Genomic DNA, 24,124 nt, shown 5'->3' with positions numbered 1-24,124 from the left:
CGCCTCAGCCCTCGTCGTCGTCGACGTCGTCCAGCGCGCCGCTGACGCCCGATGACCGGCTCCGGGAAGCCGGCCGGCGATCAGGCTCCGCTCCGCCTCACGCTCGTGCACGTCGACTTCTGGTCGGCCGTGAAGCTCTCGTTCCTGCTCGGCCTCGCGCTCGCGGTACTCGGCCTCGTCGCCGTCCTGGTCGCCCATCCGCTGCTCGTGCACTCGGAGCTCTTCACCCAGGCCGACACGCTCCTCGGGCAGGTCGCCGGCGATCAGATCGACCTCGACGCGATCCTCTCGCTGCCGAACATGCTGGGCTTCGCGCTCGTCGGAGCCGTGCTGAACACCGTCGTCGCCACCGCCCTGGGCGGGGTGGGGGCGCTGCTCTTCGGATCCGCCGCCGCCCTTGCGGGCGGGCTCCCGGTCGGCCTCGCCCAGCAGTGAGGGGCTCCGCTCCGACTAGGCCGCGAGCCCTCCCTCGGGAACCGGGGACGGACGGTCGTCACCGAGGAGCGGCGCCTGCTCGGGCTCGGCGGCGACGACCATGTCGCGCCCGGACGCGGGGGTGAGGAGCTCGCGCAGCCAGAGGCGGTTCACGGCGTGCAGCCGGGGACGATCGAATCGGTACTCCAGCACCGCGTTCGGCTGCACGAGGATCGCGTGCGAGCGCGGCTCCGACTCCTGCAGTGTCCTCCAGGTCAAGCGGAACGGCTGTCCCTGCTCCATCCGCGCGCGCACCGCGATCCGCACGTGCGCGAGCGTCCGGTCCTCGAACTCGATCCGGCGCCGCCAGGCGCCGAAGATCAGCACTCCCACGGGGGCTCTCCTCATCGTGTCGGTCGAGCAGCCCGCACAACGGCGGGGGCGGCGGGCGCGAGGCTCGCAGGGCCGGACCGCCATCGGACGGTCCGGTCGTGGGGACCGGAGTAGAGGTGGGTCCGAGGCTGGTCCCTTCCCGGAGGTGTGCGGACGGAGTGCGCTCCCGCGTCAGTCGGCGAAGATCGCGCCGACCGGCTCGCGCTTCTCGGCCTGGAAGCGGTCCTCGGCGCGGCCGAGAGCCCAGTAGGCCGAGAGCGAGAGCGCCCGGCGCTCCACGCCCCACTCGTCCTGCAGGAGGGCGCGCAGCTGCTTCATCGCGGTGCGCTCGCCGTGCGCGAAGACCTCGAGCACGCCCTCGAGCACGCCCTCGGGCCTCCGCTCGGCCCGGACGGCCGCGACCAGCGCCCGGCCGGCCTCGAGACCGCCGCGGTGCAGCCAGCGCACCTCCACTCCGGCCGGAGCGGGAAGATCGAGCTCGTCGGCGGCCGAGTCGACCTCGATCAGGACCAGGCCGCGCGCGTGCGCGGACATCCCCTCGAGGGCGGAGGCGATCGCCGGCAGAGCGGAGTCGTCGCCGAGCAGCAGGTGCACGGCCTCGGGGTCGGCGCTCGGCGACCAGGCGCCGCCGGGCGCGGAGAGGGCGATCCGGTCGCCGGGAGCCGCGGCGAGCGCCCACGGTCCCGCCACCCCTTCGTCGCCGTGCACGACGAAGTCGACGGCGATCGAGCGCCGCTCGAGGTCGACCGAGCGGACGGTGTAGGTGCGGCGCACGGGCAGCTGCTCGGGGGCGACGCTCGCCCGGAGCGCGTCGAGGTCGAAGGGCGGCTGGAGGTCGGAGCCGCGCGGCGGGAGCAGGAGCTTCACGTAGCGGTCGGTCGCGGCGAGGCGCTCGGGGTCGGACTCGGCGAGGAACGCGTCGAGCCCGTCGCCGCCGAGGTGCACGCGGACCAGGTGACCGGTGAGGCGCTCGGTCCGCAGCACGGTGAGCACGTGCTGGCTGCGGGCGCGGCGCGGGCGGTCGGGGGACGGGGCGGCGTCGGTCATCCGTCCAGCATGCCCGGTCGTGCTCGGTGCGGGCCGAGTGCGGGCCGCTCGCGGGCGGGCGGGCGCCGAGGGGTCACGAACGGTCGCTTCGGGAGGGAGGAAGGGACCGTTCGTGACGCATCGGAGCAGGCCGATGCGAGGCCGGGACGTCGCGGCGGCGCCGAGCGCGAGGCGGCGGCGCGGGCGCGCCTGCGGACGAGCGGGCGCCGAGGGGTCACGAACGGTCGCTTCGGAAGGGAGGAAGGGACCGTTCGTGACGCATCGGAGCAGGCCGCGGCGAGGCCGGGACGTCGCGGCGGCGCCGAGCGCGAGGCGGCGGCGCGGGCGCGCGTGCGGACGAGCGGGCGTCGAGGGGTCACGAACGGTTGCTTCGGGAGGATGGAAGGAGCCGTTCGCGACGCATCGGAGCAGGCCGGGACGTCGCGGCGGCGCCGAGCGCGAGGCGGCGGCGCGGGCGCGCGTACGGACGAACGGGCGCCGAGGGGTCACGAACGGTCGCTTCGGGAGGACGGAAGGAGCCGTTCGTGACGCATCGGAGCAGGCCGAGGGCACGGACGGGGCATTGCGGCGGGGATCCGCGCGAGGCGGCGGCGCGGGCGGGCGCTGATCCGTCGCTCACGGCCTGCGGAGGAGCGCAGGACGGGCCGTCCGCGACGGATCGGAGCGGGCCGGGCGCGACTGGGCGCCGCATGCGGAGCGAGCGCGGGCCTGCCGGAGGGCGCCGGGCGTCGATCCGTCACGAACGGCCCGTGCGGGAGGACGGAACGGGCCGTCAGCGACGGATCGGAGCGGGCGGCCGGAGGCCGGGCCGACGGAGCGGAGCGGACAGCAGCGCCCGTCGGCGGAGCGGGCGGCGCCGCGGCCGGTCAGCGACGGGTGGGAGCGGGCCGCCGGAGGCCCGGACCGACGGAGCGGAGCGGACAGCAGCGCACGTGGGCGGGGCGGGCGGCGCCGCGGCCGGTCAGCGACGGCTGGGAGCGGGCGGCCGGAGGCCCCGGCCGACGGAGGGGAGCGGACAGCAGCGCACGTCGGCGGAGCGGGTGGCGCCCCGGCCGACGGCCCGGCGGACGGCCCGGCGGACGGCCGGTGGCGCGAGGTGCGCTCGCGCGGGGCGCGGCGGCGGGGGCGCGCCTACTCTCGCGGAATGACTGCGACGGCTCCGCGACTCCGGCACGACCGACTGGTCGCCCCCGATGTGCTGCGCGGAGTGGCGGTGGCGGCCATGCTCGTCGCGCACGCGATGCCGCTCGTGCCGAGCGCGCGCACGGGGGTCGTCGGGTTCCTGGCGTGGAACGTCAACGATCTCGCGTCACCGCTGTTCGCGCTGGTGATGGGGATGTCGGCGGCCCTGGTGCTCGCGCGGCCCGGTGCCTCCCCCGGGCGGGTGCTGCTGCGGAACGCGATCCGCGGCGCGGTGCTCGTGGCGCTCGGCGTCTGGCTCGAGACCTGGGGCAGCTGGATCGCGATCGTGCTGCAGTACCTCGGCGTCGTGCTCGTGCTCGGCACGCCGCTGCTGCTCGTCCGCTCCCGGACGATCGCCGCGCTGGCCGCTGTGCTCGCGCTCGCCGCGGGGCCCGTGAACGCCGCGGTCGCCGCCGCCGCATCCAGCTCTCCGCTCGCCCTCTGGCTCTTCACCGGGCCGAGCTACCGCGCGACCAACCTGCTCCCCTTCTTCCTCCTCGGAGCCCTGCTACTGCGGCACGGCGCGCAGCGCGACCGGCTGCTGCCGGTGCTCGCGGCGGTCGCGGTCGTCGCGTACCCGGTGCGGCCGCTGGTCGCGCTCCTGCTCGGCGTGGAGTCGCCCTCCGGCAGCCTCCCGGACACCCTGCACGACCTCGGGCTCGTGCTCCTGGCCTACGTCGCGGTGGTGCTGCTGACCACGTCGCGCTCCACCGCTGTCCAGCGGCTGCTGGTGCCGCTCCGGGCGATCGGCACGCTCGCGCTCTCGGTCTACGTGCTGCAGGTGGCTCTCGTCGCGGCGCTCGCGCGGGCGGGCCTCGGCTACTCCGCCGACACTCCGCTCGCCGCTCTCGCCCTCGTGCTCGGGCTGTGCGCGGCCGCCGTGCTGTGGTGGCGGTTCCTCGGTGCGGGTCCCGTCGAGCGGCTGACGGCGCGGCTCACCGGGCTCGTGCCGCGCTGAGCCGCCCGGCCGCCCGGCTGGGTCCGCGGCGAGGACCTGAGCCCGCTGCGGTCCGCGGCGAGCTCGCCTGAGCTCGCGTCGGACCGCGGCGAGCTCGCCTGAGCCCGCGTCGGACCGCGGCGACCCCGGCTGAGCCCCCGGCACCCGACGGCCCGCGCACGGGCCGCCGGGCGTCCTCTCCCTCAGCGCGCGAGCGCCGACGCCTCCTTCGCGAGGGCCGGGCCGTGCGCCGCGAGCACCAGGTCGCGCACCGCGGTGGCCGGGAGCGACGCGGCTCCGGCCGGCAGCAGGTCCGCGTCCGAGGCCAGCACGAGCGGGGTGTCGGCCGATGAGGACGGCAGCCTCCCGTGCGTGCCGCGCACGAGCGACGCGTCCAGGGGCACCAGGTTCATCGCGTAGCGCAGCCCCAGCGCCTTCTTGGCGAGGTTGCCCGCCGCCTTCGCCTTCACCAGCGGGTCGGCCGGGTCGAAGAAGAGCTCGGCCGGGTCGTAGCCGGGCTTGCGGTGGATGTCGACGCCGCGGGCGAAGTCGGGCGCGCGGTCGTCGTCGAGCCAGTAGTAGTAGGTGAACCACGCCCCCGGCCGGGCGACCACGACGAACTCGCCCGAGCGCTCGTGGTCGAGGCCGTAGCGGGCCTGCGCCTCCCGGTCGAGCACCTCGTCGACGCCGTCGAGCCCCTCGAGGATCGAGCGCACCCGCGGCAGGTCCGCCGCGTCCTGCACGTAGACGTGGGCGACCTGGTGGTCGGCGACGGCGAACGCGCGCGACGTCCACGGGTCCAGCTGCTCCCGGCCGTCCTGCACGTAGACCTCGAGCAGGCCCTCGCGGCGGAGCGCCCGGTTCACGTCGACCGGAGTGTCGGCGTCGGCGATCCCGTACTCGGCGACCACGATCACCGACGCGCCCAGCGCCTCCGCGTCGTCGAGCAGCGGAGCGAGCACCACGTCGAGCTCCGACGCGGCCCGGCGCGCCTCGGGCGAGTCCGGTCCGAAGCGCTGGAGGTCGTAGTCGAGGTGCGGCAGGTACGCCGTGGTCAGCTCGGGCGGGCCGGAGCCGTCGCCCGCCAGCACGTGCCGGGTCGCGTCGACCATCCACTGGGTCGAGCGGAGCGACGCGGTCGGCCCCCAGTACTGGAACAGCGGGAAGGCGCCGAAGCGCGAGACCAGCTCGTCGTGCAGCGCCGGCGGGCGCACGTACGCGTCCGGCGACTTGCGGCCGTCGGCGTGGTAGATCGGGCGCGGAGTGACGGTGACGTCGGTCGTCGCCCCCATCGCGTACCACCAGCCGATGTTGGCCGCGCGGTACGGCTCCCCGCTCAGCCGGCGCGCGGTCTCCCAGACCTTCTCCCCCGTGACCAGGCGGTTGTGCTGGCGCCACAGGTGCACCTCGCCGAGGTCGCGGAAGTACCAGCCGTTGCCGACGATCCCGTGCTGCGCGGGCATCGAGCCGGTGAGCATGGTCGACTGCACGCTGCAGGTGACCGCGGGCAGGACCGTGTCCAGCGGCAGGCGCCCGCCCCCGCGGGCCAGCCGCGAGAGGCGGGGCATGTCGGCGAGCGCCGTCGAGGTCAGCCCGACTACGTCGAGCAGCAGCACGGGCCTCACAGCGCCGCCGCCTGCGGGAGGAGGGGCGCCAGCAGCGCCTCTCGGGAGGCGGGCGTGAGCAGGTGCGCGGCCGCCCAGGCGAGCTCGGCGCCGATGCCCGTCGAGAGGTCGCTCGGGGCGTCGGCGAGCACCGACCAGGTGTAGGTCTCGACGTCGAGGTGGATCTCGTCGTACGGCCAGGCGGCGTCGACCGCCGAGACCGCCTCCGCCAGGACGGCCGTGGTCGCCGAGAGCGGCGCCTCCGGCCGGTGGTGCAGCGGCACGTGGAAGTGCACGCGCCACGGGCCGGTGCCGGGGAGCGTGTCCAGCGCCTCGGGCAGGTCGTCGACGCGGAGCACTCCGTCGATCCCGTTCTCGCGGGTCTGGTGCAGGTAGCGCTTCTCGACGAACGGGGTGAGCGCGGCGCGGCCCGAGGGGTCCTCCAGGTGGAGCGCGGCCGAGGCCTGCACCTTGACCACGCGCAGGCCCGCGTCGCGGATGCGGCGGACGGCCGAGACCGGGTCGGCGAAGGAGACGGCGAGGTGGCAGGTGTCCAGGCACACGCCCACGTACGCCGGGTCGACCACTCCGATCCGCGGGTGCAGCCAGTCGACGACGTCGTCCACGGTGTCGAGGATGCAGCCGGGCTCGGGCTCGATCGCCAGGCGGATCGCGTGGCCCGTGGAGCGGCGCAGGTCGCGCAGCTCCTCGACGAGCCGGGCGAGGTTCCGGCAGGCGGCCTCGTCCTGCTCCCGTCCCCAGCCCTCGCGCCAGCCCAGCGGCAGCGTCGAGATGCTGCCGTCGGCGCCGGCGGGCAGCAGGTCGGCCAGGATCCGCGCGCAGTCGATCGTGTACTGCAGGCGCTCCGGCGTGGTCCAGTCGGGGCGGTAGACGTCGAGCTTCACGACCTCGGCGTGGAACGCGGCGTACGGGAAGGCGTTGAGCGTGCGCACCTCCAGGCCGTTGCGCTGCAGGGCCGCGCGGAGGACGGCGCGGTCCTCGGCGCTGGCGACCAGGCGGGCCGCGAGGTCGCGCGGGATCCACAGGCCGACTCCGACCAGGGCGAGCCCTGCGGCCACGCGCGCGGGTCCGGCGTACACGTCGAGCTGGCGGACGACTCCGGCCAGGTCCTCGGCGGGATGGACGTTGGTGCAGTAGGAGAGGTGCATCACACGACCTCCGCCACGCGCGGCGCGCCCCGGAGCACGGAGTTGCCCTCGAAGGTGCGGCCGGCCGACTCCTGCACGTCGAAGCCCGCGACGGGCGAGAGGTCCAGGCGTCCGCTCTGCCCGTAGAACTCGACCGGGTTCTGCCAGAGCAGCCGGTCCACGTCGCCCGCGCTGAAGCCGGCGACGAGGAGGAGGCGGCCGGTCTTCGCGGTCGTGAGCGGGTCGGAGCGGCCCCAGTCGGCGGCGGAGTTGACCAGGACGCGGTCCAGCCCGATCCGCTCGACCAGCGTCACCAGGCGGGTCTCGTCCATCTTCGTGTCGGGGTAGATGGAGAAGCCCATCCAGCAGCCGGAGTCGCGGACCGCGTCGACGGTGACCTCGTTGAGGTGGTCGACGAGGACCCGCCCGGGCTCGAGCCCCGAGTCGGCGACGACCTCGAGGGTCCGGCGGGTGCCCGACTCCTTGTCGCGGTGCGGGGTGTGCACCATCGCGGGGAGGCCGTGCTCGCCGGCGAGCTCGAGCTGCTGGCGGAAGACCTGGTCCTCCTCGGGGGTGAGCGAGTCGTAGCCGGTCTCGCCGACCGCGACGACGCCGTCCTTGGCGAGGTAGCGGTCGAGCTCGGGCAGGACGGCCCGGCAGCGCGGGTCGTTCGCCTCCTTCGGGTTGAGCCCGATGGTGCAGTGGTGGCGGATGCCGAACTGCGCGGCGCGGAAGCGCTCCCAGCCGATCAGGGCGTCGAAGTAGTCCGTGAACGAGCCGACGTTCGTGCGCGGCTGGCCGAGCCAGAAGGAGGGTTCGACGACCGCGCGGACGCCGGCGTCGAACATCGCCTGGTAGTCGTCGGTGGTGCGGGAGGTCATGTGGATGTGCGGGTCGAAGATGCGCATCGTCGCGCCTTTCTCATCGGTGGTGGTGCCCCGCGGTCGGGGCGGCGTTCGGGGGCGGTCAGCTCGGCAGGAGCACCGCCAGATCGTCCGGGAGCGGGCGCCCGGCCGCGCGGCGCTCGTCCGCGAAGCGGCCGGCCATCGCGCGCAGCTCGGCGTCGCTGCGCTCCTCCAGCCCGGCGACCGCCGCGAGCGGGACGCCGAGGAAGACGAGCTTGAGCACCCCGTGCCGCCAGGCGTGCGCGTCGAGGTGGCGGCGGGCGAAGGAGCCCATCGCCGCGGCGACGAGCCGGGTGTCGTTGGCGCGCAGGGCGTCGGCGGTCAGCTCGAGACCGGCGAGGGTCGTCGCCGGTCCCGGGTCGCCGAGGGCGTTCAGCCCGGCCAGCACTCCGCGGCGCTCGGCGCCGTCCCCGCCGCGGTAGAGGCGGAGGAGGAGAGCGGCCAGGTCGTCGTCGCCGAGCGCCTGCGCCGCGGCCTGCACCAGGGCGGCGCGGGCCGCGTCGTCGTGCGTGCCGTGGACGAGGCCGTGCGGGTCCTCGGCGGGCCGGAGCGGCTCGCGTCCGGCCTCGCGGCCCGCGGCGGGGAAGAAGCGCTCGATCCGCGACGGGCGCTCGAGGACGGCGGAGCGGGCGGCCGCGGTCCACGGGTGCTCGGCGTGCGAGGAGGCGCCGCCGAGCGCCTCCTCCATCGCCGCGAGGCTCGCCACGGCCAGGCGGGGCGCGTCGTGCGAGTGCCGGGGCAGCTCGACGGCGGCGATCCCGCGGTAGCCGATCTCGGCGAGGGTCGCGAAGGCGGCCGCGAGGTCGAGCGATCCGGTGCCGAGCTCGAGGTGCTCGTGCCGCTCCGGGAGCATGTCGTCGACCTGCACGTTCAGCAGCAGGTCCCCGGCGCTGCGGAGGGCTCCGACCACGCCGTCCGGCTCCACCACGACGCAGTGGCCGAGGTCGACCGTCAGCCCGACCGACTCCGGGTCGCCGAGCTCGCGGCGCAGCAGCAGCGCGTCGGCCACCGTCTCCACCAGCATCCCCGGCTCGGGCTCGACGGCCAGCCGCACGCCGTGGCGCTCGGCCGTCGCGACGACGCCGCGCATCCGCTCGACGAGCAGCCGCCAGGCCGCGGCCGCATCCGCGCCCGCCGGCACGACCCCCGACCAGAGGGAGACGGCGTCGGCGCCCAGCAGCGCGGCGATCTCGATCGCGCGCTCGAGGAAGCGGACCCGGGGGCCGGCCTCCTCGTCGACCAGCGTGGGGCGGTGCTTCGCGAACGGGTCGAGCAGGTACCGCGCGCCCGTCTCGACGACCACGCGCAGGCCCAGCTCGTCGAGCCGCGACCGGAGCGCCAGCGTCCGCTCGCGCCAGTCGGCCGCGAAGGGATCGAGGTGCGGGTGCCCGAGGGTGAGCGCGACGGCGCGGTACCCCGCGGCGTGGATCACCGTGAGCGCGTCGTCGAGGGTGTGGTCGGCGAAGCCGTTGGTGCCGTAGCCGAGGACGGGTCCGGTGGCGCTCATGTGATGTCCGCCGTCCGCGGGCGGCGGAGCAAGAGGGAGCCGAGCGCGTCGAGCGCGAGCAGCGCCGCCCCCAGCTCGGGACGCTTCAGACCGGCGAGCGCGGCCTGCAGCGGGATCATCCCGGTGATGCCTGCGCGGGTCGCCGTCCGCGCGGCCGCGGCCGTCGGCGTCCGCACGGCCTGCAGCTGCGCGGTGAGCACGAGCAGGAGCCAGCGCCCGAGGCCCGCGGCGACGACCGCGGCGGGGGCGGCCCGGCGCTCGGCCAGAGCGCCGGCCGCGGTGGACAGCGCGATGGCCACGGTCCCGGCCGAGACCGCTCCCGCCGCGACCGGGGTGGTGCCGTGCACCTCGCCGCGCGAGAGCACGGTGACGCCGAGCGTGTGCGCGGCCACGGCGGCGGAGGCGGGGGCCGCCGCGCGCACGCCGTCGACGCCCGCGCCGAGCAGCACGTCGAGACCGCGGCAGGCCGCCATCACGACCGGGCCCAGCGGAGTCGGCTTCGCGAGCAGGTCGTACGACCAGATCCCGGCCGCGAGCGGCAGCGAGAGTGCGAGCGAGCGCCGCCCGTCCACGACGGCCGCCACGGCGATCCCCGCCGCGGTCAGCGCGGCCGCCGTGCCCAGCGCCGCCGAGCGCCGGATCCGCCCCGAGGGGATCGGCCGCTCGGGCCGCTCCCGGGCGTCGAGTTCGGCGTCCGCGTAGTCGTTGAGCGCCATGCCCGCCGAGTAGAGCAGCGCCGAGGACAGCGGGAGCGCGACCGTGCGCGCTCCCACGCCGCGGCCCGCCCACGCTCCGCCGGCGACGGTGTCGCCGATCACGGTCAGCGCGGCCTTCGCGCGGACGAGCTCGAGGTAGTCGCGCAGCTCAGCCATCGCTCCGCGTCCCGCTCGTCACCGGGGTGCGGCGCTCGGCGACGAGCGCGCCGGTGCGGGCGGACCAGGCCACCAGCTCCGCGGTCTGCTCGGCGAAGCCGTGCACATCGCTGCCCCACGGGTCCTTGAAGAAGAAGCCGAGCTCGCCGACCGGGCCCGAGACGCCGGCCTCGTCCGCGAGCGCCAGCAGGCGGGCGAGGTCGAGGATCAGCGGCGCCGCGAGGGCCGAGTCGTACGCCGACCAGATCGTCTGCACCGTGATCCGCGAGCCGAGGAAGCCCTCCGCGTGCACGTGGTCCCAGGCGGTCTTGACGTCGCCGAGGTCCGGGACGTTGTCGATGTGGAGCGGAGTGACGACGTCGTCGCCGAGGAGGCTGCGGAGTCCGCGGTTCTTCGAGACGAGCTTCGAGCGCACCGCCTCCGGGTCGGCGAGGGTCTGCCCGTCGCCGCCGCCGAGGAGGTTCGCGCCCGCCCACGAGAGCACGCGCATCCCGCGCGCCGTGAACATCGGCGCGAGCACGCTGCGGAGCAGGGTCTCCCCCGTCTTGCCGTCCTGGCCGGCGATCGGGATCCCGGCCTCGGCGGCCCACTCCTCCAGGGCCGGCAGAGCCAGCGCGGTCGAGGGAGTGAAGCAGGCGTAGGCCGCGCCCGCGACGACGGCCGAGAGGGCGGCGATCGAGCTCGGTGGCAGGAGGCGCTCGCCCGGACGCGCCAGGGCGGCGCGCAGAGCGGCGAGGTCGTGGAACTCGGGACGGTCGGCCGGCAGCACCTCGGTCGAGGCGACGTCGATCACGACGACCCGGGCGAGGCCGTGGCGCTCGCGGAAGGCGACGATGTCGGCGGCCCGGCGGTCGATCTCCTCCTGCTGCGACGCGGCGTCGGCGGGGGCGAGGCGGATCTCGGCGTCGGTCGCGTCGATCCGGTCGGCCACCTCGGCGACGACCGAGGTCGGGAACATGCCACCGGCCGCGAGGCCCGTGGCCTTCTCGAGCAGCGGGGTCGGCGAGACGTCGTGGCCGCCGATGACGATGTCGGCGAACCCGGCGAGCGGGACGTCCTCGAAGGCGGGGGTCGCGGTGGCGCAGCCCGAGCTGGGCGCGGCTCCGGCGGCGATGGCGTGCAGGCCCACGGCGGCCGTGGTGGCGACGCTGCCCCGGGCCCCGATCAGCCAGAGGCCGATGCGCCCGCTCGATCGGGGGGCGCCGGTGGTGGTGGTGTCGGACGAGGTCATCGTTCTCTCCTGTCTGGAAGGGCTGGCTGAGCGGCGATCGTCGGGGCGCACCCGGGCGATCGGAGTGGGGAGGGGCCGCGGCCGGGCGCGCGTCGCGCCTCCGGCCGGCCGTGTTGCGCAGGACCCGCACGCAGGGCCCGCCGAGATTGCGCGACCGAGCGTCGACTGGTTTCCTCAGGTGTGCTGTCCCCCGAACCCGTCCTCCGGGCCGAGAGAAGGAGCTGAGCGTGGCCGAGCGCGCCGGTACCGCGACCGGCGACATGCTGAGGCTGTTCGCCGACGGTCGACCGCGCACCCGCGCCGAGCTGGTCGAGGAGACGGGTCTCGCGCGGACCGCAGTGATGACGCGCCTGGAGCAGTTCTTCGAGCTCGGACTGATCGCGCACCTCGACCGCGCTCCGTCGACCGGGGGCCGCCCGTCCGCGCGCCTCGTCTTCGACCCGGCCGTCCGCTCGCTCCTGGCCATCGACCTGGGCGCGGCGCACTCGACAATCGCGCTGACCGACTTCGACGGCCGCATCATCGCCGAGCGCCGCGAGGAGCTCGACATCGCGCAGGGCCCCGTGGCGGTGCTCGGGCACGCGCTCGACGTCTGCGACGGGATCCTCGCCGCGGCCGGGGTCGACCGCACCGCCCTCGCGGGCATCGGGGTCGGCGTGCCCGGCCCGGTGGAGCACGCGAGCGGCCGCCCGGTGCGCCCGCCGATCATGCCCGGCTGGGACGGCTTCGACATCCCCGCCTTCGTGCGCCGGCGCTACGACACCACGGTGCTCGTCGACAACGACGTGAACCTGCTGGCGCTCGGCGAGCGGGCCTCGCGCTTCCCGCACGCCCTCGACCTGATGTTCGTGAAGGTCGGCACGGGCATCGGCGCGGGCATCGTCTCGTCCGGGCTGCTCCAGCGCGGAGCCCTCGGCTCCGCGGGTGATCTCGGCCACGTCCAGGTGCCGCGCACGGCCCCGGCCGCGGCGGGCGGTCAGGAGGGGGACCTCGAGGCGGTCGCGGGCGGCTCCGCTCTGGCCGCCGGGCTCGCCCGGGCGGGCCGCGACGTGCAGTCGGTGCGCGAGCTGATCGACCTGCTGAAGGCGCGCGATCCCGAGGCCGTCGAGGCGGCGCGGATCGCGGGCCTCCAGCTCGGCGAGGTGCTGGCCACCTGCGTGAGCCTGCTCAACCCGTCCGTCATCGTGCTGGGCGGCGCGGTCGCCCTCGCCAGCCCGGAGATCCTGACGGCCGTGCGCTCGGTGATCGACGAGCGCTCCCTCCCCCTCGCGACGCAGCGGCTCGACGTGGTGACCGCCGAGCTGGGCGGCAGCGGGGGCGTGCGCGGTGCCGCGCTGATGCTGCGCGGGCACCTGCTCAGCCCCGCCGTGGTGGACGGCTTCCTCGAGCAGCTGCGCGCCGAGGGGCGGGCGGTCCGCTAGAGCGGCGGCCGCGCGCCCGGAGACGGCGGGCCGCGCCGGCGCGATCCCCCGCGGACCGCGTCGGCCGCACCCGGTCAGGAGCGGACCTCCGCGCGGTCGGCGTCCTCCGGCTGGGCGCCGAGAGCGGCGGCGACGGCGGCGTCGATGCGCGCCTGCTCCCCCGCGGCCCGGCGGCGGCGGCGGACGACGGTCAGCACGATGAGCCCGATGAGCAGGGCGAGAAGGAGCACGGCGCTCCACGGCACGGCCGCGGCCGAGGTCTCGGCGGTGGCGACCGGCACGTCGGGGACGACGACGGCGGAGTCGGCCTGCGCGGCCTGGTCGGCGGTGACGACGGTGCCCGAGAGCGCGGCGCGGGCGGTCGCGACGAAGAGCGGCCAGACTCCGGCGACGGTCACGGTGCGCGAGACGGAGGTTCCGGGGAGGAGCTCGGGCAGCGGCTCCGGGTCGGTCGCGGACACCGGCGCGAGGCCGAAGAGGCCGGCGACGCTGATCTCGGCGCCCGGCGCGATACGGGTGTTGCCCGCGTTGGTCACGGTGTAGTCGACGGTCGCGGAGCCGGGGGCGAAGGGGTTCCAGCCGCCCTGGTACGAGACGGCGAGGCCGTCGATCGACAGGCGCGGGGCGAGCTCGCCGCCGACGCGGAGGTACATGCGCGAGCCCAGGCGCCGGTCGACCGAGACTCCGGTCTCGCCCTGCACCAGGATCGAGGAGACGACGCCCGCGGCGTAGTCGCCCGGGGTCACGTCGTCGGGGACGACGACCTCGAACGGGACCTGCACGCTCTCGCCGGCGGGCACGGTGACCTCGGGCTCGGGGAACGCGATCCAGCTGCCGAGCTGCGTCGAGGGCTCCGCGGCGGGGAGCAGGTCGAGCTGGCCGGCCTCGGTGATGAAGCCGTCGGAGCCGTAGACGCGGAACGTCTGCTCCTCGTCGTCGTAGTTGGAGACGATCAGGGCGTCGCTGAGGCGGCCGCCGGGATCGAGGGCGTACGCGTAGTTCGGCCGCTCGCTGCCCTGCTCGGTGTCGGCGGGGCGCACCCCCCAGGTGACCGGCGTGGAGGCGGGGTCCGCCTCCTGGGCACCCGCCTGAGCCGAGAGGCCGCCGGCTGCGAGGAGCGTCATCAGCAGCAGGGCGGCGGTGGTGCGGGAGGTGCGTGGCATGAGCGACATCGATCAGGCTTCCGTTGCAAGGGGGGATGCCTCCCCGCGGGACGCCGCTCCGGTACGCGGCACGCCGAGCGGGGCGGACCGGAGTGGCGTCTCGCGGGGAGACGGGGGGAGGGTGGGGCGGCCCGGAGGCCGCCCCACCGGTGCTAGCCGAGCGCGGTGAGCGTCAGCGTCGCGGTGTAGGTGCCGGTTCCGACCGAGAGCGGGAGCTTCAGGTCGAGGTCGGCGCCCAGGACCGAGGATCCGGTCGGGTGCTGCGCCGCGGCGGAGCCGAGGACGCGGGGCGTGGCGAGGCCGTTGCCCGAGTCGAACCCGGAGGGGACGGCTGCGCCGGCGACGGCACCGCCCGTGTTCTCCAGGACCTCGGGGGTCCAGCCGAGGTGCTTGCCCGAGAACGTCTTCTCGCCGGAGCGGAAGTCGCTCAGCTGGCCGGTGACCGACCAGGCCGGGCCGTTGAGGCGGGTGTCGGTCACGCGGACCGGCACGAGCTCACCGGAGGCGGCGAAGTGGTCGCCCTGCTCCTCGGCGACGCCGAGGTTCACCAGGTTGCTGGTGCCCTCGAGCGTCCAGGTCAGCTCGCCCTTGTTGGCCTCGGGGACGATGACGGCCACGGCCTGGTCGCCGGCCGCCGCAGCGCCCGCCGCCGTTCCCGTGAAGGTGCCGTCGACTCCGGCGGCGGTGTTGCCCGCGCCGAAGTTGACCGCCGGCGCGTTGTCGGCGAGCGCGATGCGCCCGCCGACCGTCGAGCCCGCGAGCTGGACGTTGCCGGAGTTGCCCGAGAGCGTGAGGTTCCCGCCCACCGTGTTGCCGAGGGCCGAGGCCGTGCCGTCCTCGTTCGCGCCCAGGAGGACGCCGCGCGAGGAGCCGGTGACGGCGAGCGAGCCGCCGACGATGGCGCCCTGCACGTTCACGCCGAAGTCGCTGCCGGCGAAGGTGGCGTCGCCGCCGACGCTGGTGCGGTCGACGTCGACGTAGTTCGCCGCGTCGGTGCTGACCGAGCCGTCGACCGAGAGGTCGCTGAACTCGACGTCGATCCCGCCGGCCTCGACCATGCCGCCGACCGTGAGGTCGCGCAGGTAGAGGAAGCCGTTGCGGCTGCCGTCCGAGAACGACACGACGTCTCCGCCGACGCTGGTGCCGTCGATCGAGATGCCGTACGCGTCGGTGCCGATCACGTCGCCGCCGATGGTCGCCGAGGTGGCGTCCAGCCAGGCGTCGTCGCCGACGATGACGTTGCCGGTGACGGTCACGTTGCCGAGCACGCAGGTCTGGCCCGCGCCGACGTTGAGATCTCCGGTGATCGTCTGGTTCCCGAGCTCGGTGGTGCAGTCCGTCGTCGCCGCGAAGGCGGACGGTGCGGCGACCATCGCGAGGGAGGCGGCCGCGAGGACCGCCGTGGGCGTCTTCCACTTCATGGGGGTTCTCCTCGGTGCGCTCGTGCGCGTCGTGCTGGTGGTGGTGCTGTCGGTGCGGCGCGCGCGGCGCGAGGTGCGCTCAGCCACGGAGCGCAGCGATCGCGGAGTAGCTGCGGGAAGCGGCCTCGAGGGAGTTCCCCGTGCTCGGCGGCGTCGCCAGCGTGGGAGCGGTGTCCTGCTCCCAGACGCCGAAGCGCTGGCCGCGGTCGCGCAGCTCCGAGAGGAACGCCTGGTAGGGCAGGTTGCCCGCGCCGAACTCGACGATGTCGTAGCCGTTGGTGTTGGCGTTGTTCGTCTTGCCGTCCTTGAGGTGCAGGATCGGGTAGCGGCGCGGGTTGCGCTTGATGTAGTCGAGCGGCTCGAAGCCCGGGTAGAGCTTCTTGCCGACGTACGCCCAGTAGACGTCCATCTCGAGGTACACGTGACGCGGGTCGGTGTTGTCGTAGAAGAGGTCGTACAGGCGGGTCTTGGGGTCGTCCGTGGCGAACCCGAACTCACCGGCGTGGTTGTGCTGGTAGAGCTTCATGCCCGCGGCCGAGACCTGCTGGCCCCACTTGTTCCACTCCTCCGCCGCGGCGAGGTAGCCCGCCTTGGTGTTGACGTTGGTGGGCGCGTTGCCGGTGCCGAGGTGCGGCGTGCCGAGGATCTGCGCGATCTCGATCTGCTTGCCCAGCTCCGAGCGGAGGAGGTTGGTGCCGACGTGCGAGCCGACGGCGCGGAGGCCGTTGTCGTCGAGCAGCTGGCGGATCTGCTGCGGCGTGATCGCCCCGACGTTGCCCTGGGTGTACCCGGCGAACTCGATCTCGCTGTAGCCGATGCGGCCGAGCTCCTCGAAGACGGCCCGGAAGCCGAGCGACGAGACCTTGTCGCGGACGCTGTAGAGCTGGATGCCGATGCGGTTGATCGGGACCAGGCGCGTGGATCCGGACGAGGGCGCGGGGGCGGCCGTGGCGGGTGCCGCGAGGGCTCCCGCTCCGACGCCGACCGCGACGGTCGATGCGGCCAGGGCCGTCATCAGCGAGCGCCGGCTCATCGGCTTGGCCGTGATGGATGCGTGGTGGTGGTGCATCATTTCTCCTTCGAAATGGCAGATGGTGCAGGGGGTGGGGGGCCGGCCGGCCCGGTCGAGCCGGCCGGCCCCTGCGCGGGGGCTACTGCTGGACGGTGAGGTTCAGCAGCGCCGACGCGGCGTTGGTGTCCGCCGTGGCGGTGTGGGTGACGGTCAGCTTGTAGCTGCCCGCCGCGAGCTTCGGGAGCGTCACCACGACGTGCCCGTTCTCGTCGAGGGTCCCGGTGAGCATCGCGACGGTGGAGAGGTTCCTCTTCACCATCACGCTCACCTGACCGGTGCCGGCGACACCCGTCGAGGACTTCGCGTCGACCGTGACCTGCGCGCTGGCGCCCGGCTTGATCGGGTTGGGCGAGACGGTCGCGGTGAGCTCCGAGGCGGCCTTCGAGACGATCAGGCGGGCGGTGCCCTCCGAGGCCTTGAAGGTGGCGTCCGAGCCGTACGCCGCACGGAGGGTGTGGGTGCCGGCGCCGAGGGTCTTCGGCAGGGCGAAGGTCGCCTTGCCGTCCTTCAGCGTCGCGCGGCCCAGCTCGGTGGCGCCCTCGTAGAGGACGACCTCTCCGCCGGGGTTCCCACCCTGACCGGTGACCGTGACGGTCGCCTCGCCCGGTGCCCCGAAGGTCACGCGGGGAGCCGAGAGCGCCACGGTGGTGGTCGACGCGGCGGTCGGGGCGTTCGCCGCGGCCAGGTCGATCGTGAACTTCACCGTGCCGACCGCCGAGACGTTGCCGCCGGTGTCGGTGGCGCGGTACTGGATCGTCCGGGCGCCGTTCGTGGTGAACGGGACCGTGTACGCGCCGTTGACGGCGCGGACCGTGGTCCACGTCGTGCCGTTGTCGGCGGAGTACTGGACGGTGGAGAGCGCTCCGTTGTCCGTGGCGGTGAGGCCGAGGGTCACGGGCTTGTTGTAGACGCCGCCGACGCCCGCAGGCGCTGCCGGGTCGAGGGTCGCCGCGACGGTCGGAGCCGTCTTGTCACCGGCGCCGACACCCTGGAAGGTGAGGGAGTCGAGCGACAGGCCGCTGGGCGAGGTCACGTAGAGCGAGCCGGTGCCGCGGGGGACGTTGGTGCCGAAGGGGACGAGGACGTCCTTCCAGCCGGCTCCCGCGGGGATGGTCGCCGTTCCGAAGGGCGCTGCGTCGGCAGCGTTCCAGCGGAGGTCGACGGTGCCCTCACCGGTGGCGCGGACCACGACGCCGGTCAGGTTGGCGAAGTTCACCGGGTCCCAGCGCAGGAAGGATCCCGCACCGAGTCCGCTGACGGCGTTGCCGCCGCTGGCGGTGGTGTCCGCGTAGGGCAGGACGCCCTCACGGGCGGCGTGCTCCGCCTCCTGCGTCTTCGGGTTCAGCCGCAGCGTCGCCTCGGCCGCAGCCGGGGGCAGGCCGTTGAAGCCGCCGTCCGTGTAGGTCACGACGACGGTGCCGTACAGCAGCGCGCCGGGGCCGTGCTCGGGCGAGTCCTTGGACGTCGGGAACGCTCCCTTGGCACCGGTGCCGGTGACCTCGGGGTGGGCGTGCTCGTCGTGGCCGAGGCCGTAGGTCCAGCCCACGCGGCTGCTGACGATCTGGTCGCCGTCCTCAGCGTCCTTGCCGGTCACCTGGTAGGGGATCGCGTCGCCCCAGCTGAAGAACGAGCCGTTGCCGGGCGTCTGGATCTGGATCTGCGGCGCCTGGTTGCCGACCGAGATGACCCGCGAGGTCAGGCTGAACTTGCCCTTGGCGTCGGTGACGCGCAGACGGGCCGTGAACTGTCCGAGCTCGGTGTAGGTCTTCTTGACGGTCACTCCGGTGGCGTCGAAGGTGCCGTCGCCGTCGAAGTCCCAGTCGTAGGTGAGCGCGTCGCCCTCGGGGTCGGTCGATCCCTTGGCGTCGAACGTGACCTCGAGCGGGGTCTGCGAGGCGGACAGGGGGGTCGCGGTGAAGCGGGCCTGCGGCGCCTTGTTGCCCTCGGCGTAGTCGATCCGGTACAGGCCCGCGTCGGGGTTGGCGCGGAAGAATCCGTCGCCGTACTCGATCACGTACATCGACCCGTCGGGGCCGAACTCCATGTCCATCGGGTTGTCGTGGATCGGCTGCGCGGCCTGGCTGAGCGCCGCGTTGGGGAGGAAGTCCTCGATGTGCGTGACCGCGCGGTCCTCATCGAGCGTGAACGCCGCGATGTAGTCCTGCGAGAACTCGCCGAAGAAGGTCTTCTTGTCCCAGTACTCCGGGAACTTCGACGTCGAGGTGTTGTCCGCGTCGAAGTGGTACACCGGTCCGCCCATGGGGCCCTGGCCGGTGCTGGTGCCGAAGTTGACGAGCTCGTCGAACGGCTGGTCGCCGGGGTTGTCGCCGTAGTACAGGGTCGCCGCCTTGGCGTCCGGGATGTCGACGAGGCCGGTGTTCCAGCGCGAGTTGTTCTTCAGGTTCTCCGGGTCGAAGAAGCCGCGGGGCGTCGACGTCTCGAAGTTCCACTCGTTGTACGGCGCGTTCGGTCCGTGGACGTAGGGCCAGCCGGAGTTGTGCGGCTCGTCCAGTCCGGTCGCGTTCCACTCGACGAGGCCCATCGGGCCGCGGACGCCGTCGGCCGCAGCGGCCTTCGTGGCGTCGGGGCCGTAGTCGCCCCAGGAGAGGGTGTTCGTCTCGGCGTCGACGTCGATCTTGAACGGGTTGCGGACGCCCATCACGAAGATCTCGGGGCGGGTCTTCTCGGTTCCCACCGGGAAGAGGTTGCCGTCGGGGATCGTGTACGAGCCGTCCTCCTGCACGGTGATCCGGAGGATCTTGCCGCGGAGGTCGTTCGTGTTGCCGGCGCCGCGACGCGAGTCGAAGCCCGGGTTCATGCGGGGCGCGTCGTTGTTCGGCGCGAAGCCCGCGGCACCCGGAGCGCTCGCCGGCGTGTTGTCGCCGGTGGAGAGGTACAGGTTGCCGTCGGCGTCCCAGTCGAAGTCGGCACCCACGTGGCAGCACTGCCCGCGCTGGGTCTCGATGTCGATGATCTTCTGCTCGCTCGCGAGATCGAGGCCCGAGCCGGTCCACTTGAACCGGGAGAGGCGGTTGATGCCCTTCCACTGGTCCCAGTAGCTGTCGGTCGCGCCCTCGGGCAGCATGTTCGGAGCCGCACCGGTCGGGGTGTTCCCGGGGGGCGCGTAGACGAGGTAGACCCACTTGTTCTCGGCGAAGTCGGGGTCGATGCCGACGGACTGCAGCCCGTCCTCCGAGTTCTGGTACACGGGGATCGTGTTGACGACACGGGTGGTGCCGGTCTTGGGGTCGGTGTGGCGGATCTCGCCGTTCCGAGCGGTGTGGAGGACCGACTTGTCCGGGAGGACGGCCAGGTCGAGGGGCTCGCCGACGTTCTTCGTCAGCAGGACCTTCTCGTAGTTGCTCCAGTCGAGAGCGGATGCTCCGCCCTCGGAACCGTGGTCCACTCCGTCGTGGGCCGAGGCGGGCAGGCCGAGGGCGGTGAGTCCGGAGACCGTCACCATCCCGGCGATGCCGAGTGCGAGAAGACGCCTGATGCTTCTTCTCGAGGATCGCTTACCATTCATGCGTGATGTGATTCCTTCAATGAGGTGTTCATCGCAGAGGCCGGGTCCGTCGCTGTCCGCACGACTGAGCGGATCCGGTCTCCTCCTGTCCGGCCCTGGGGCCGGTGTCTTGCACTCCTCCTCCTCTCGCGGATGCCGGTGGCGCTGCGCTGCGGGTCGTCAGTGATCCCGGGGCGGCGCCGAGGTGGGGGCCGGCGCGGGATGGTTCCCGCGCCGACCCGGGCTGGTGGGGCCGATCAGGACTCGAAGGCCGAGGGCAGGTACTCGGAGACGTTGTCCTTGGTGACGACCGGCGCGAAGAGCTGGATCTGGCGCGGGACGCCGAGCGAGCTGGTGTCGGCCATCGACTTGTTCTGCTCGACGAGGCGGGCGAGCTTGATGCCGTCCGCGGCCTGGGTCGAGGGGTAGACGACCGTGGCCTTGACGACGGAGTCGTCGGCCTCGATCGCGCGCATCACGTTGGCCGAGCCGGCGCCGCCGACGAAGAGGAACTCGTCGCGTCCGGCGGTGTCGATCGCCGCGAGGACGCCGACGCCCTGGTCGTCGTCGTGGTTCCAGATGGCGTCGATCTTCGGCGCGGCCTGGAGGAGGTTGGCCGCGGCCTGCTCTCCGCCCTGGACGGTGAAGTCGGCGGCGACGCGGTTGTCCACGTCGAGTCCGCAGCCCTCGAGCGCGTCCGAGAAGCCCTGGCTGCGCTCCTGGGTCAGCGGGAGGGAGTCGATGCCGGCGATCTCGGCGACGACGGCGTCGGGGTTGTCGCCGAGCTCCTCGCAGATGTAGGTGCCGGCGCTGACGCCCATGCCGTAGTTGTCGCCGAGGATGGTCGACCGGGCGGCGAAGGGGCTGGAGAACTCGCGGTCCACGTTGATGACGGTGATGCCCGCCTCCATCGCCTGGGTGGCGACCTGCGTGAGCGCCGCTCCGTCGATCGGCAGGAGCACGATCGCGTCGACGCCGTCGTTGATGAAGGTCTCGACCTGGCTGATCTGGAGGTTGACGTCGTTGGTGCCCTCCGCGGTGCGGAGCTCCACGTCGTCGTACTTCTCGGCCTCGGCGATGGCGGCGCGGCTGACCGCGCCCATCCAGCCGTGGTCGGCGGCGGGAGCGGTGAAGCCGATGACGACGTTGTCGCCGGAGGCGTCGTTGTCCGAGGCGGCCACGGCGGCGGCGGTCCCGCCGGAGGCGGCGTTGCCGGTCTCGACCGGGGCGTTCGAGATGCAGCCGGTGAGCATCAGCGCGACGGCGCCGAAGGCGACGCCGGCCGAGCCGAGTCGGGCGGTGCGGGAGAGGCGGCTGCGGGTGAAGGGGCGTGCGGGCATGGAAGTGATCTCCTTCGATCGATCCGAGGGGTCCGAGGGCACACGTGTCCTGCGGAGAGGTGACCTGAGTGGTCGGGTGGGTTGCTGTGTGTGGAGGAGCGGGGCCGGAGCCCCGGGGTCAGGACTTCCTGCCGCGGGCGGCGAACCGCTGCTGCAGCAGGACGGCGGCGACGATGATCGCGCCCTTCGCGACGGCCTGAGTCGAGGTCGACATGTTGTTCTGCGTGAACACGTTGGTCAGGGTCGTGAAGATGAGGACGCCGAACACGGTGCCGACGATGGTGCCGCGGCCGCCGGCCAGCAGCGTGCCTCCGACGACGACCGCCGCGATGGCGTCGAGCTCGTAGAGGAGGCCGTTGGTCGAGCTGCCGGCGGTGGTGCGGGCGAGCATCATGACGGCGGCGATGCCGGCGGTGAGCCCGGCGAGGCCGTAGACGTACATGGTGTGGCGGCGGACCTTGATGCCGGCGAGGCGGGCCGCCTCCGGGTTGCCGCCGACCGCGATGGTGCGGCGGCCGAAGGTGGTGCGGTTGAGCAGGATCCAGCCGGCGACGGCGACGACCACGAAGATCAGCACGAGCACCGGGATGCCGAGCACGTCGGCGCGGAAGAAGTCGAGGAACGGCGTGACCGTGACGACCTGCGTCTGGCGGTTCGAGATCAGCTCGGCGAAGCCGCGGGCGGCGACGAGCATCGCCAGGGTCGCCATGAAGGCGACGACCCGGCCGTAGGCGATCAGCGCGCCGTTGATGAGGCCGCAGACGAGGCCGACGACGACCGCGGTGAGCACGATCACCAGCCAGGAGGTGTTCGCCGCGTAGTACTGGGTCGAGACCGTGCTCGCCCAGACCGTCGCGAGCCCCATCACGGAGCCGACCGAGAGGTCGATGCCGCCGGACGTGATGACGAAGGTCATGCCGATGCTCAGCACGCCGATGACGGCGGCGAGGCGGAGGATCGTGAGCACGTTGTCGACGCTGGCGAAGCGCTCCCCCGCGGTCGCGAATCCGACGATGCAGAGGATCACCAGCGCGAGCAGCAGCCCGACGTTGCGGCCGAGGGAGCCCTGCATGAGGCGGGCCATCCCGGAGCGGGAGTCCTTCGAGGGCACGCCCCCGGAGGAGCCTCCCGTCGCGGCCGACGCGTGACGGGCGGCGTCCTCCTGCGGACCGCCGATCGACGGCGACGCGGTGTCGAGCTGTCCGCTCACGCTGCACTTCCTTCCATGACGAGATCGAGCACGCGGTGCTCGTCGATCGAATCGGCCGGGCCCTCGTGGACCACGGCGCCGTCGGAGATCACGAGCACTCGGTCGGAGAGTCCGAGGACCTCGCCGATCTCGCTGGAGACCACGAGCACGGCGGCGCCGTTGGTCGCGAGGTCCCTGATCAGGGTGTAGATCTCGGCCCGTGCGCCGACGTCGACCCCGCGGGTCGGCTCGTCGAGCAGCAGGACGCGGCAGCCGCGCACGAGCCAGCGGGCGAGGAGCGCCTTCTGCTGGTTGCCTCCGGAGAGGGTGCGGGCGTCGCGGTCGACCCCGGAGGGCCGCAGGTCGAGGGAGACCGCCTGCTCGGCCGCCGCCGCGCGCTCGGAGCGCTCGTCGAGGAAGCCGCGCTTGGCGAAGCGGTCGAAGGTCGAGAGGGTGATGTTGCGGTAGACCGGCTCGTCCAGGAGCAGGCCCTGGCTCTTGCGCTCCTCCGGGCAGAGGCCGATGCCGGCGTCGACCGCCGAGGTGACGGATCCGGCGCGCAGGCGCTTGCCCGCCACGCTGACCGTCCCGGTGCTGGCGCGGCGCGCCCCGTAGATGGTCTCGAGGATCTCGGAGCGGCCGGAGCCGACCAGCCCCGCGAGGCCGACGACCTCGCCGGCGCGGATCTCGAGGGAGACGTCCGAGAAGGAGCCCTGCAGGCCCAGCTTCTCGACCTTCAGCAGCGTCTCGGCCTCGACGTCGAGCTCCTGGCGGTCCGGGAACACGTACTCGACGGCGCGGCCGGTCATCAGGGTGATGAGCTGCGAGGTGGGGGTGTCGGCGACCGCGAGGTTCTGCGCGACGGTGGCGCCGTCCTTGATCACGGTGATCCGGTCGCCGATGGCGCGGATCTCGTCGAGGCGGTGCGAGATGTAGACGATGGCGACGCCGGAGGCGGTGAGCTGGCGCACCACGTGGAAGAGGTTCTCCACCTCCTCGGAGTCGAGCACCGCGGAGGGCTCGTCCATGATGATGACCCGCGCGTCGTGCGAGAGGGCGCGGGCCATCTGCACGATCTGCTTGCCGGCGGCGGAGAGCGTGCCGACCTCGCGGTTCGGCGAGATCTCGGAGTGGCCGAGGCGCTCCATCAGCTCGCGGGTGATCCTCGTGGCCTTCGCCCGGGCGGTGAAGCCACCGCGGGAGAGCTCGTGGCCGAGGAAGATGTTCTCGGCGACGGAGAGGCCGTCGACGACGTCGAGCTCCTGGTACATCGTCGCGATGCCCAGGGCGAGGGCCGCCGTCGGGGACGGGATCGTGACGACGTTCCCGTCGACGAGGATCTCGCCCTCGGTGGGCTGGTGGGCCCCGGCGAGGGTCTTGATGAGGGTGGACTTGCCGGCGCCGTTCTGGCCGAGGAGGCAGTGCACCTCACCGGGTCGGACATCGAGGTCGACGCCGTCGAGAGCACGGGCGCCGGGGAAGACCTTCACGATGCCGCGCATCTGCAGAAGCAGCTGCTGAGACTCGTCGGAGGTGCGGGGAAGAGGCTGTGCAGCAGTGCTGCGGGGGTCTGCGGTGACCATGCGGATGAAGCTACTTCCACTTACGTCGCGGGTCAAGCAAAAGTTCTGAACCGATTCGAAGGCGGTTCGGGTGATCGCCCAGTCGCCCCGAGGGCTTCCTGCTACCGCGTCAGGGCTGGGATCCGCGGGATTACGCGACATCTGACGGCGGCGGTTGAGACATTCCGTCCGTGATAGAGCGCTCTCCGAA

General features: G+C 73.6%; 18 protein-coding genes. 3 read left to right on the top strand and 15 right to left on the bottom strand.

All coding sequences use genetic code 11. From position 1 onward, the window contains the following. Nucleotides 1–51 precede the first annotated feature (51 nt). Nucleotides 52–435 (top strand): DUF3566 domain-containing protein, encoded by a 384-nt coding sequence (locus C5C74_RS06405; RefSeq protein ID WP_104351180.1) that lies wholly within the window; start codon nucleotides 52–54, stop codon nucleotides 433–435. Nucleotides 436–450: 15 nt separating this feature from the next. Here C5C74_RS06405 and C5C74_RS06400 read toward each other — a convergent pair whose 3' ends face one another. Then, complete coding sequence (locus C5C74_RS06400; protein WP_104263227.1) at nucleotides 451–807, bottom strand: hypothetical protein; 357 nt, start codon at nucleotides 805–807, stop codon at nucleotides 451–453. Between the two features lie 171 nt (nucleotides 808–978). Further along, nucleotides 979–1,854 carry a siderophore-interacting protein gene (locus tag C5C74_RS06395; RefSeq protein ID WP_104351179.1) on the bottom strand — a complete coding sequence of 292 codons (876 nt, stop codon included), beginning with the start codon at nucleotides 1,852–1,854 and terminating at the stop codon, nucleotides 979–981. Between the two features lie 1,144 nt (nucleotides 1,855–2,998). Here C5C74_RS06395 and C5C74_RS06390 point away from each other — a divergent pair. Further along, on the top strand, nucleotides 2,999–3,994 hold the full coding sequence (locus tag C5C74_RS06390; protein ID WP_104327905.1) for a DUF418 domain-containing protein: 996 nt from the start codon (nucleotides 2,999–3,001) through the stop codon (nucleotides 3,992–3,994). A gap of 182 nt (nucleotides 3,995–4,176) precedes the next feature. On the opposite strand, the gene C5C74_RS06385 is transcribed toward C5C74_RS06390, so the two are convergent. Genes C5C74_RS06385 through C5C74_RS06360 form a run of 6 tightly spaced genes read right to left on the bottom strand, consistent with a single transcriptional unit; the run spans nucleotide 4,177 to nucleotide 11,240 of the window. Then, nucleotides 4,177–5,598 carry an alkaline phosphatase family protein gene (locus C5C74_RS06385; protein WP_104233534.1) on the bottom strand — a complete coding sequence of 474 codons (1,422 nt, stop codon included), beginning with the start codon at nucleotides 5,596–5,598 and terminating at the stop codon, nucleotides 4,177–4,179. After that, the gene (eboE, locus tag C5C74_RS06380; protein WP_104222467.1) at nucleotides 5,595–6,746 is read right to left on the bottom strand and encodes a metabolite traffic protein EboE; all 1,152 of its coding nucleotides are present in this window, start codon (nucleotides 6,744–6,746) and stop codon (nucleotides 5,595–5,597) included. The genes C5C74_RS06385 and eboE overlap by 4 nt, the downstream gene beginning before the upstream one ends. After that, the gene (locus tag C5C74_RS06375) at nucleotides 6,746–7,633 is read right to left on the bottom strand and encodes a TatD family hydrolase (protein WP_104222466.1); all 888 of its coding nucleotides are present in this window, start codon (nucleotides 7,631–7,633) and stop codon (nucleotides 6,746–6,748) included. Before C5C74_RS06375 ends, eboE begins: the two co-directional genes overlap by 1 nt. Before the next feature lie 58 nt (nucleotides 7,634–7,691). Continuing rightward, nucleotides 7,692–9,137 carry an EboA domain-containing protein gene (locus C5C74_RS17785; RefSeq protein ID WP_104222465.1) on the bottom strand — a complete coding sequence of 482 codons (1,446 nt, stop codon included), beginning with the start codon at nucleotides 9,135–9,137 and terminating at the stop codon, nucleotides 7,692–7,694. Next, entirely contained in the window at nucleotides 9,134–10,009 is an 876-nt protein-coding gene (locus C5C74_RS06365; RefSeq protein WP_219813445.1) for an SCO3242 family prenyltransferase, read from the bottom strand. The genes C5C74_RS17785 and C5C74_RS06365 overlap by 4 nt, the downstream gene beginning before the upstream one ends. After that, complete coding sequence (locus C5C74_RS06360; RefSeq protein WP_104222464.1) at nucleotides 10,002–11,240, bottom strand: inositol-3-phosphate synthase; 1,239 nt, start codon at nucleotides 11,238–11,240, stop codon at nucleotides 10,002–10,004. The genes C5C74_RS06365 and C5C74_RS06360 overlap by 8 nt, the downstream gene beginning before the upstream one ends. A 227-nt stretch (nucleotides 11,241–11,467) precedes the next feature. On the opposite strand from C5C74_RS06360, the gene C5C74_RS06355 reads away from it, so the two are divergent. After that, nucleotides 11,468–12,661: an ROK family protein gene (locus C5C74_RS06355; RefSeq protein WP_258062157.1), complete on the top strand. Its 1,194-nt coding sequence runs from the start codon at nucleotides 11,468–11,470 to the stop codon at nucleotides 12,659–12,661. Between the two features lie 74 nt (nucleotides 12,662–12,735). Here the strand turns inward: C5C74_RS06355 and C5C74_RS06350 are convergent, their stop codons facing one another. From C5C74_RS06350 to C5C74_RS06320, 7 genes are all read right to left on the bottom strand, one after another. Next, nucleotides 12,736–13,824 carry a hypothetical protein gene (locus tag C5C74_RS06350; RefSeq protein ID WP_146078976.1) on the bottom strand — a complete coding sequence of 363 codons (1,089 nt, stop codon included), beginning with the start codon at nucleotides 13,822–13,824 and terminating at the stop codon, nucleotides 12,736–12,738. Between the two features lie 152 nt (nucleotides 13,825–13,976). Further along, complete coding sequence (locus C5C74_RS06345) at nucleotides 13,977–15,245, bottom strand: hypothetical protein (RefSeq protein ID WP_104351178.1); 1,269 nt, start codon at nucleotides 15,243–15,245, stop codon at nucleotides 13,977–13,979. Nucleotides 15,246–15,324: 79 nt separating this feature from the next. Beyond that, on the bottom strand, nucleotides 15,325–16,314 hold the full coding sequence (locus C5C74_RS06340) for a sugar phosphate isomerase/epimerase (RefSeq protein WP_219813126.1): 990 nt from the start codon (nucleotides 16,312–16,314) through the stop codon (nucleotides 15,325–15,327). 82 nt (nucleotides 16,315–16,396) lie between these two features. Continuing rightward, on the bottom strand, nucleotides 16,397–19,843 hold the full coding sequence (locus C5C74_RS06335) for a PQQ-dependent sugar dehydrogenase (protein WP_181134657.1): 3,447 nt from the start codon (nucleotides 19,841–19,843) through the stop codon (nucleotides 16,397–16,399). 236 nt (nucleotides 19,844–20,079) lie between these two features. After that, nucleotides 20,080–21,162, bottom strand: coding sequence for a substrate-binding domain-containing protein (locus tag C5C74_RS06330; RefSeq protein WP_104222461.1), 1,083 nt, complete (start codon nucleotides 21,160–21,162; stop codon nucleotides 20,080–20,082). A 118-nt stretch (nucleotides 21,163–21,280) separates the two neighbouring features. Beyond that, nucleotides 21,281–22,246: an ABC transporter permease gene (locus tag C5C74_RS06325; RefSeq protein WP_104222491.1), complete on the bottom strand. Its 966-nt coding sequence runs from the start codon at nucleotides 22,244–22,246 to the stop codon at nucleotides 21,281–21,283. Nucleotides 22,247–22,368: 122 nt separating this feature from the next. Continuing rightward, nucleotides 22,369–23,853, bottom strand: a complete 1,485-nt coding sequence (locus C5C74_RS06320; RefSeq protein ID WP_219812904.1) for a sugar ABC transporter ATP-binding protein — start codon at nucleotides 23,851–23,853, stop codon at nucleotides 22,369–22,371. Between the last annotated feature and the right edge of the window lie 271 nt (nucleotides 23,854–24,124).

It is taken from the genome of Rathayibacter sp. AY1E8, from assembly GCF_002931415.1.
Classification (GTDB): Bacteria; Actinomycetota; Actinomycetes; order Actinomycetales; family Microbacteriaceae; genus Rathayibacter.
Note: the sequence above shows the minus strand (reverse complement) of the source record. Positions and strands in the feature narration are given on the sequence as shown.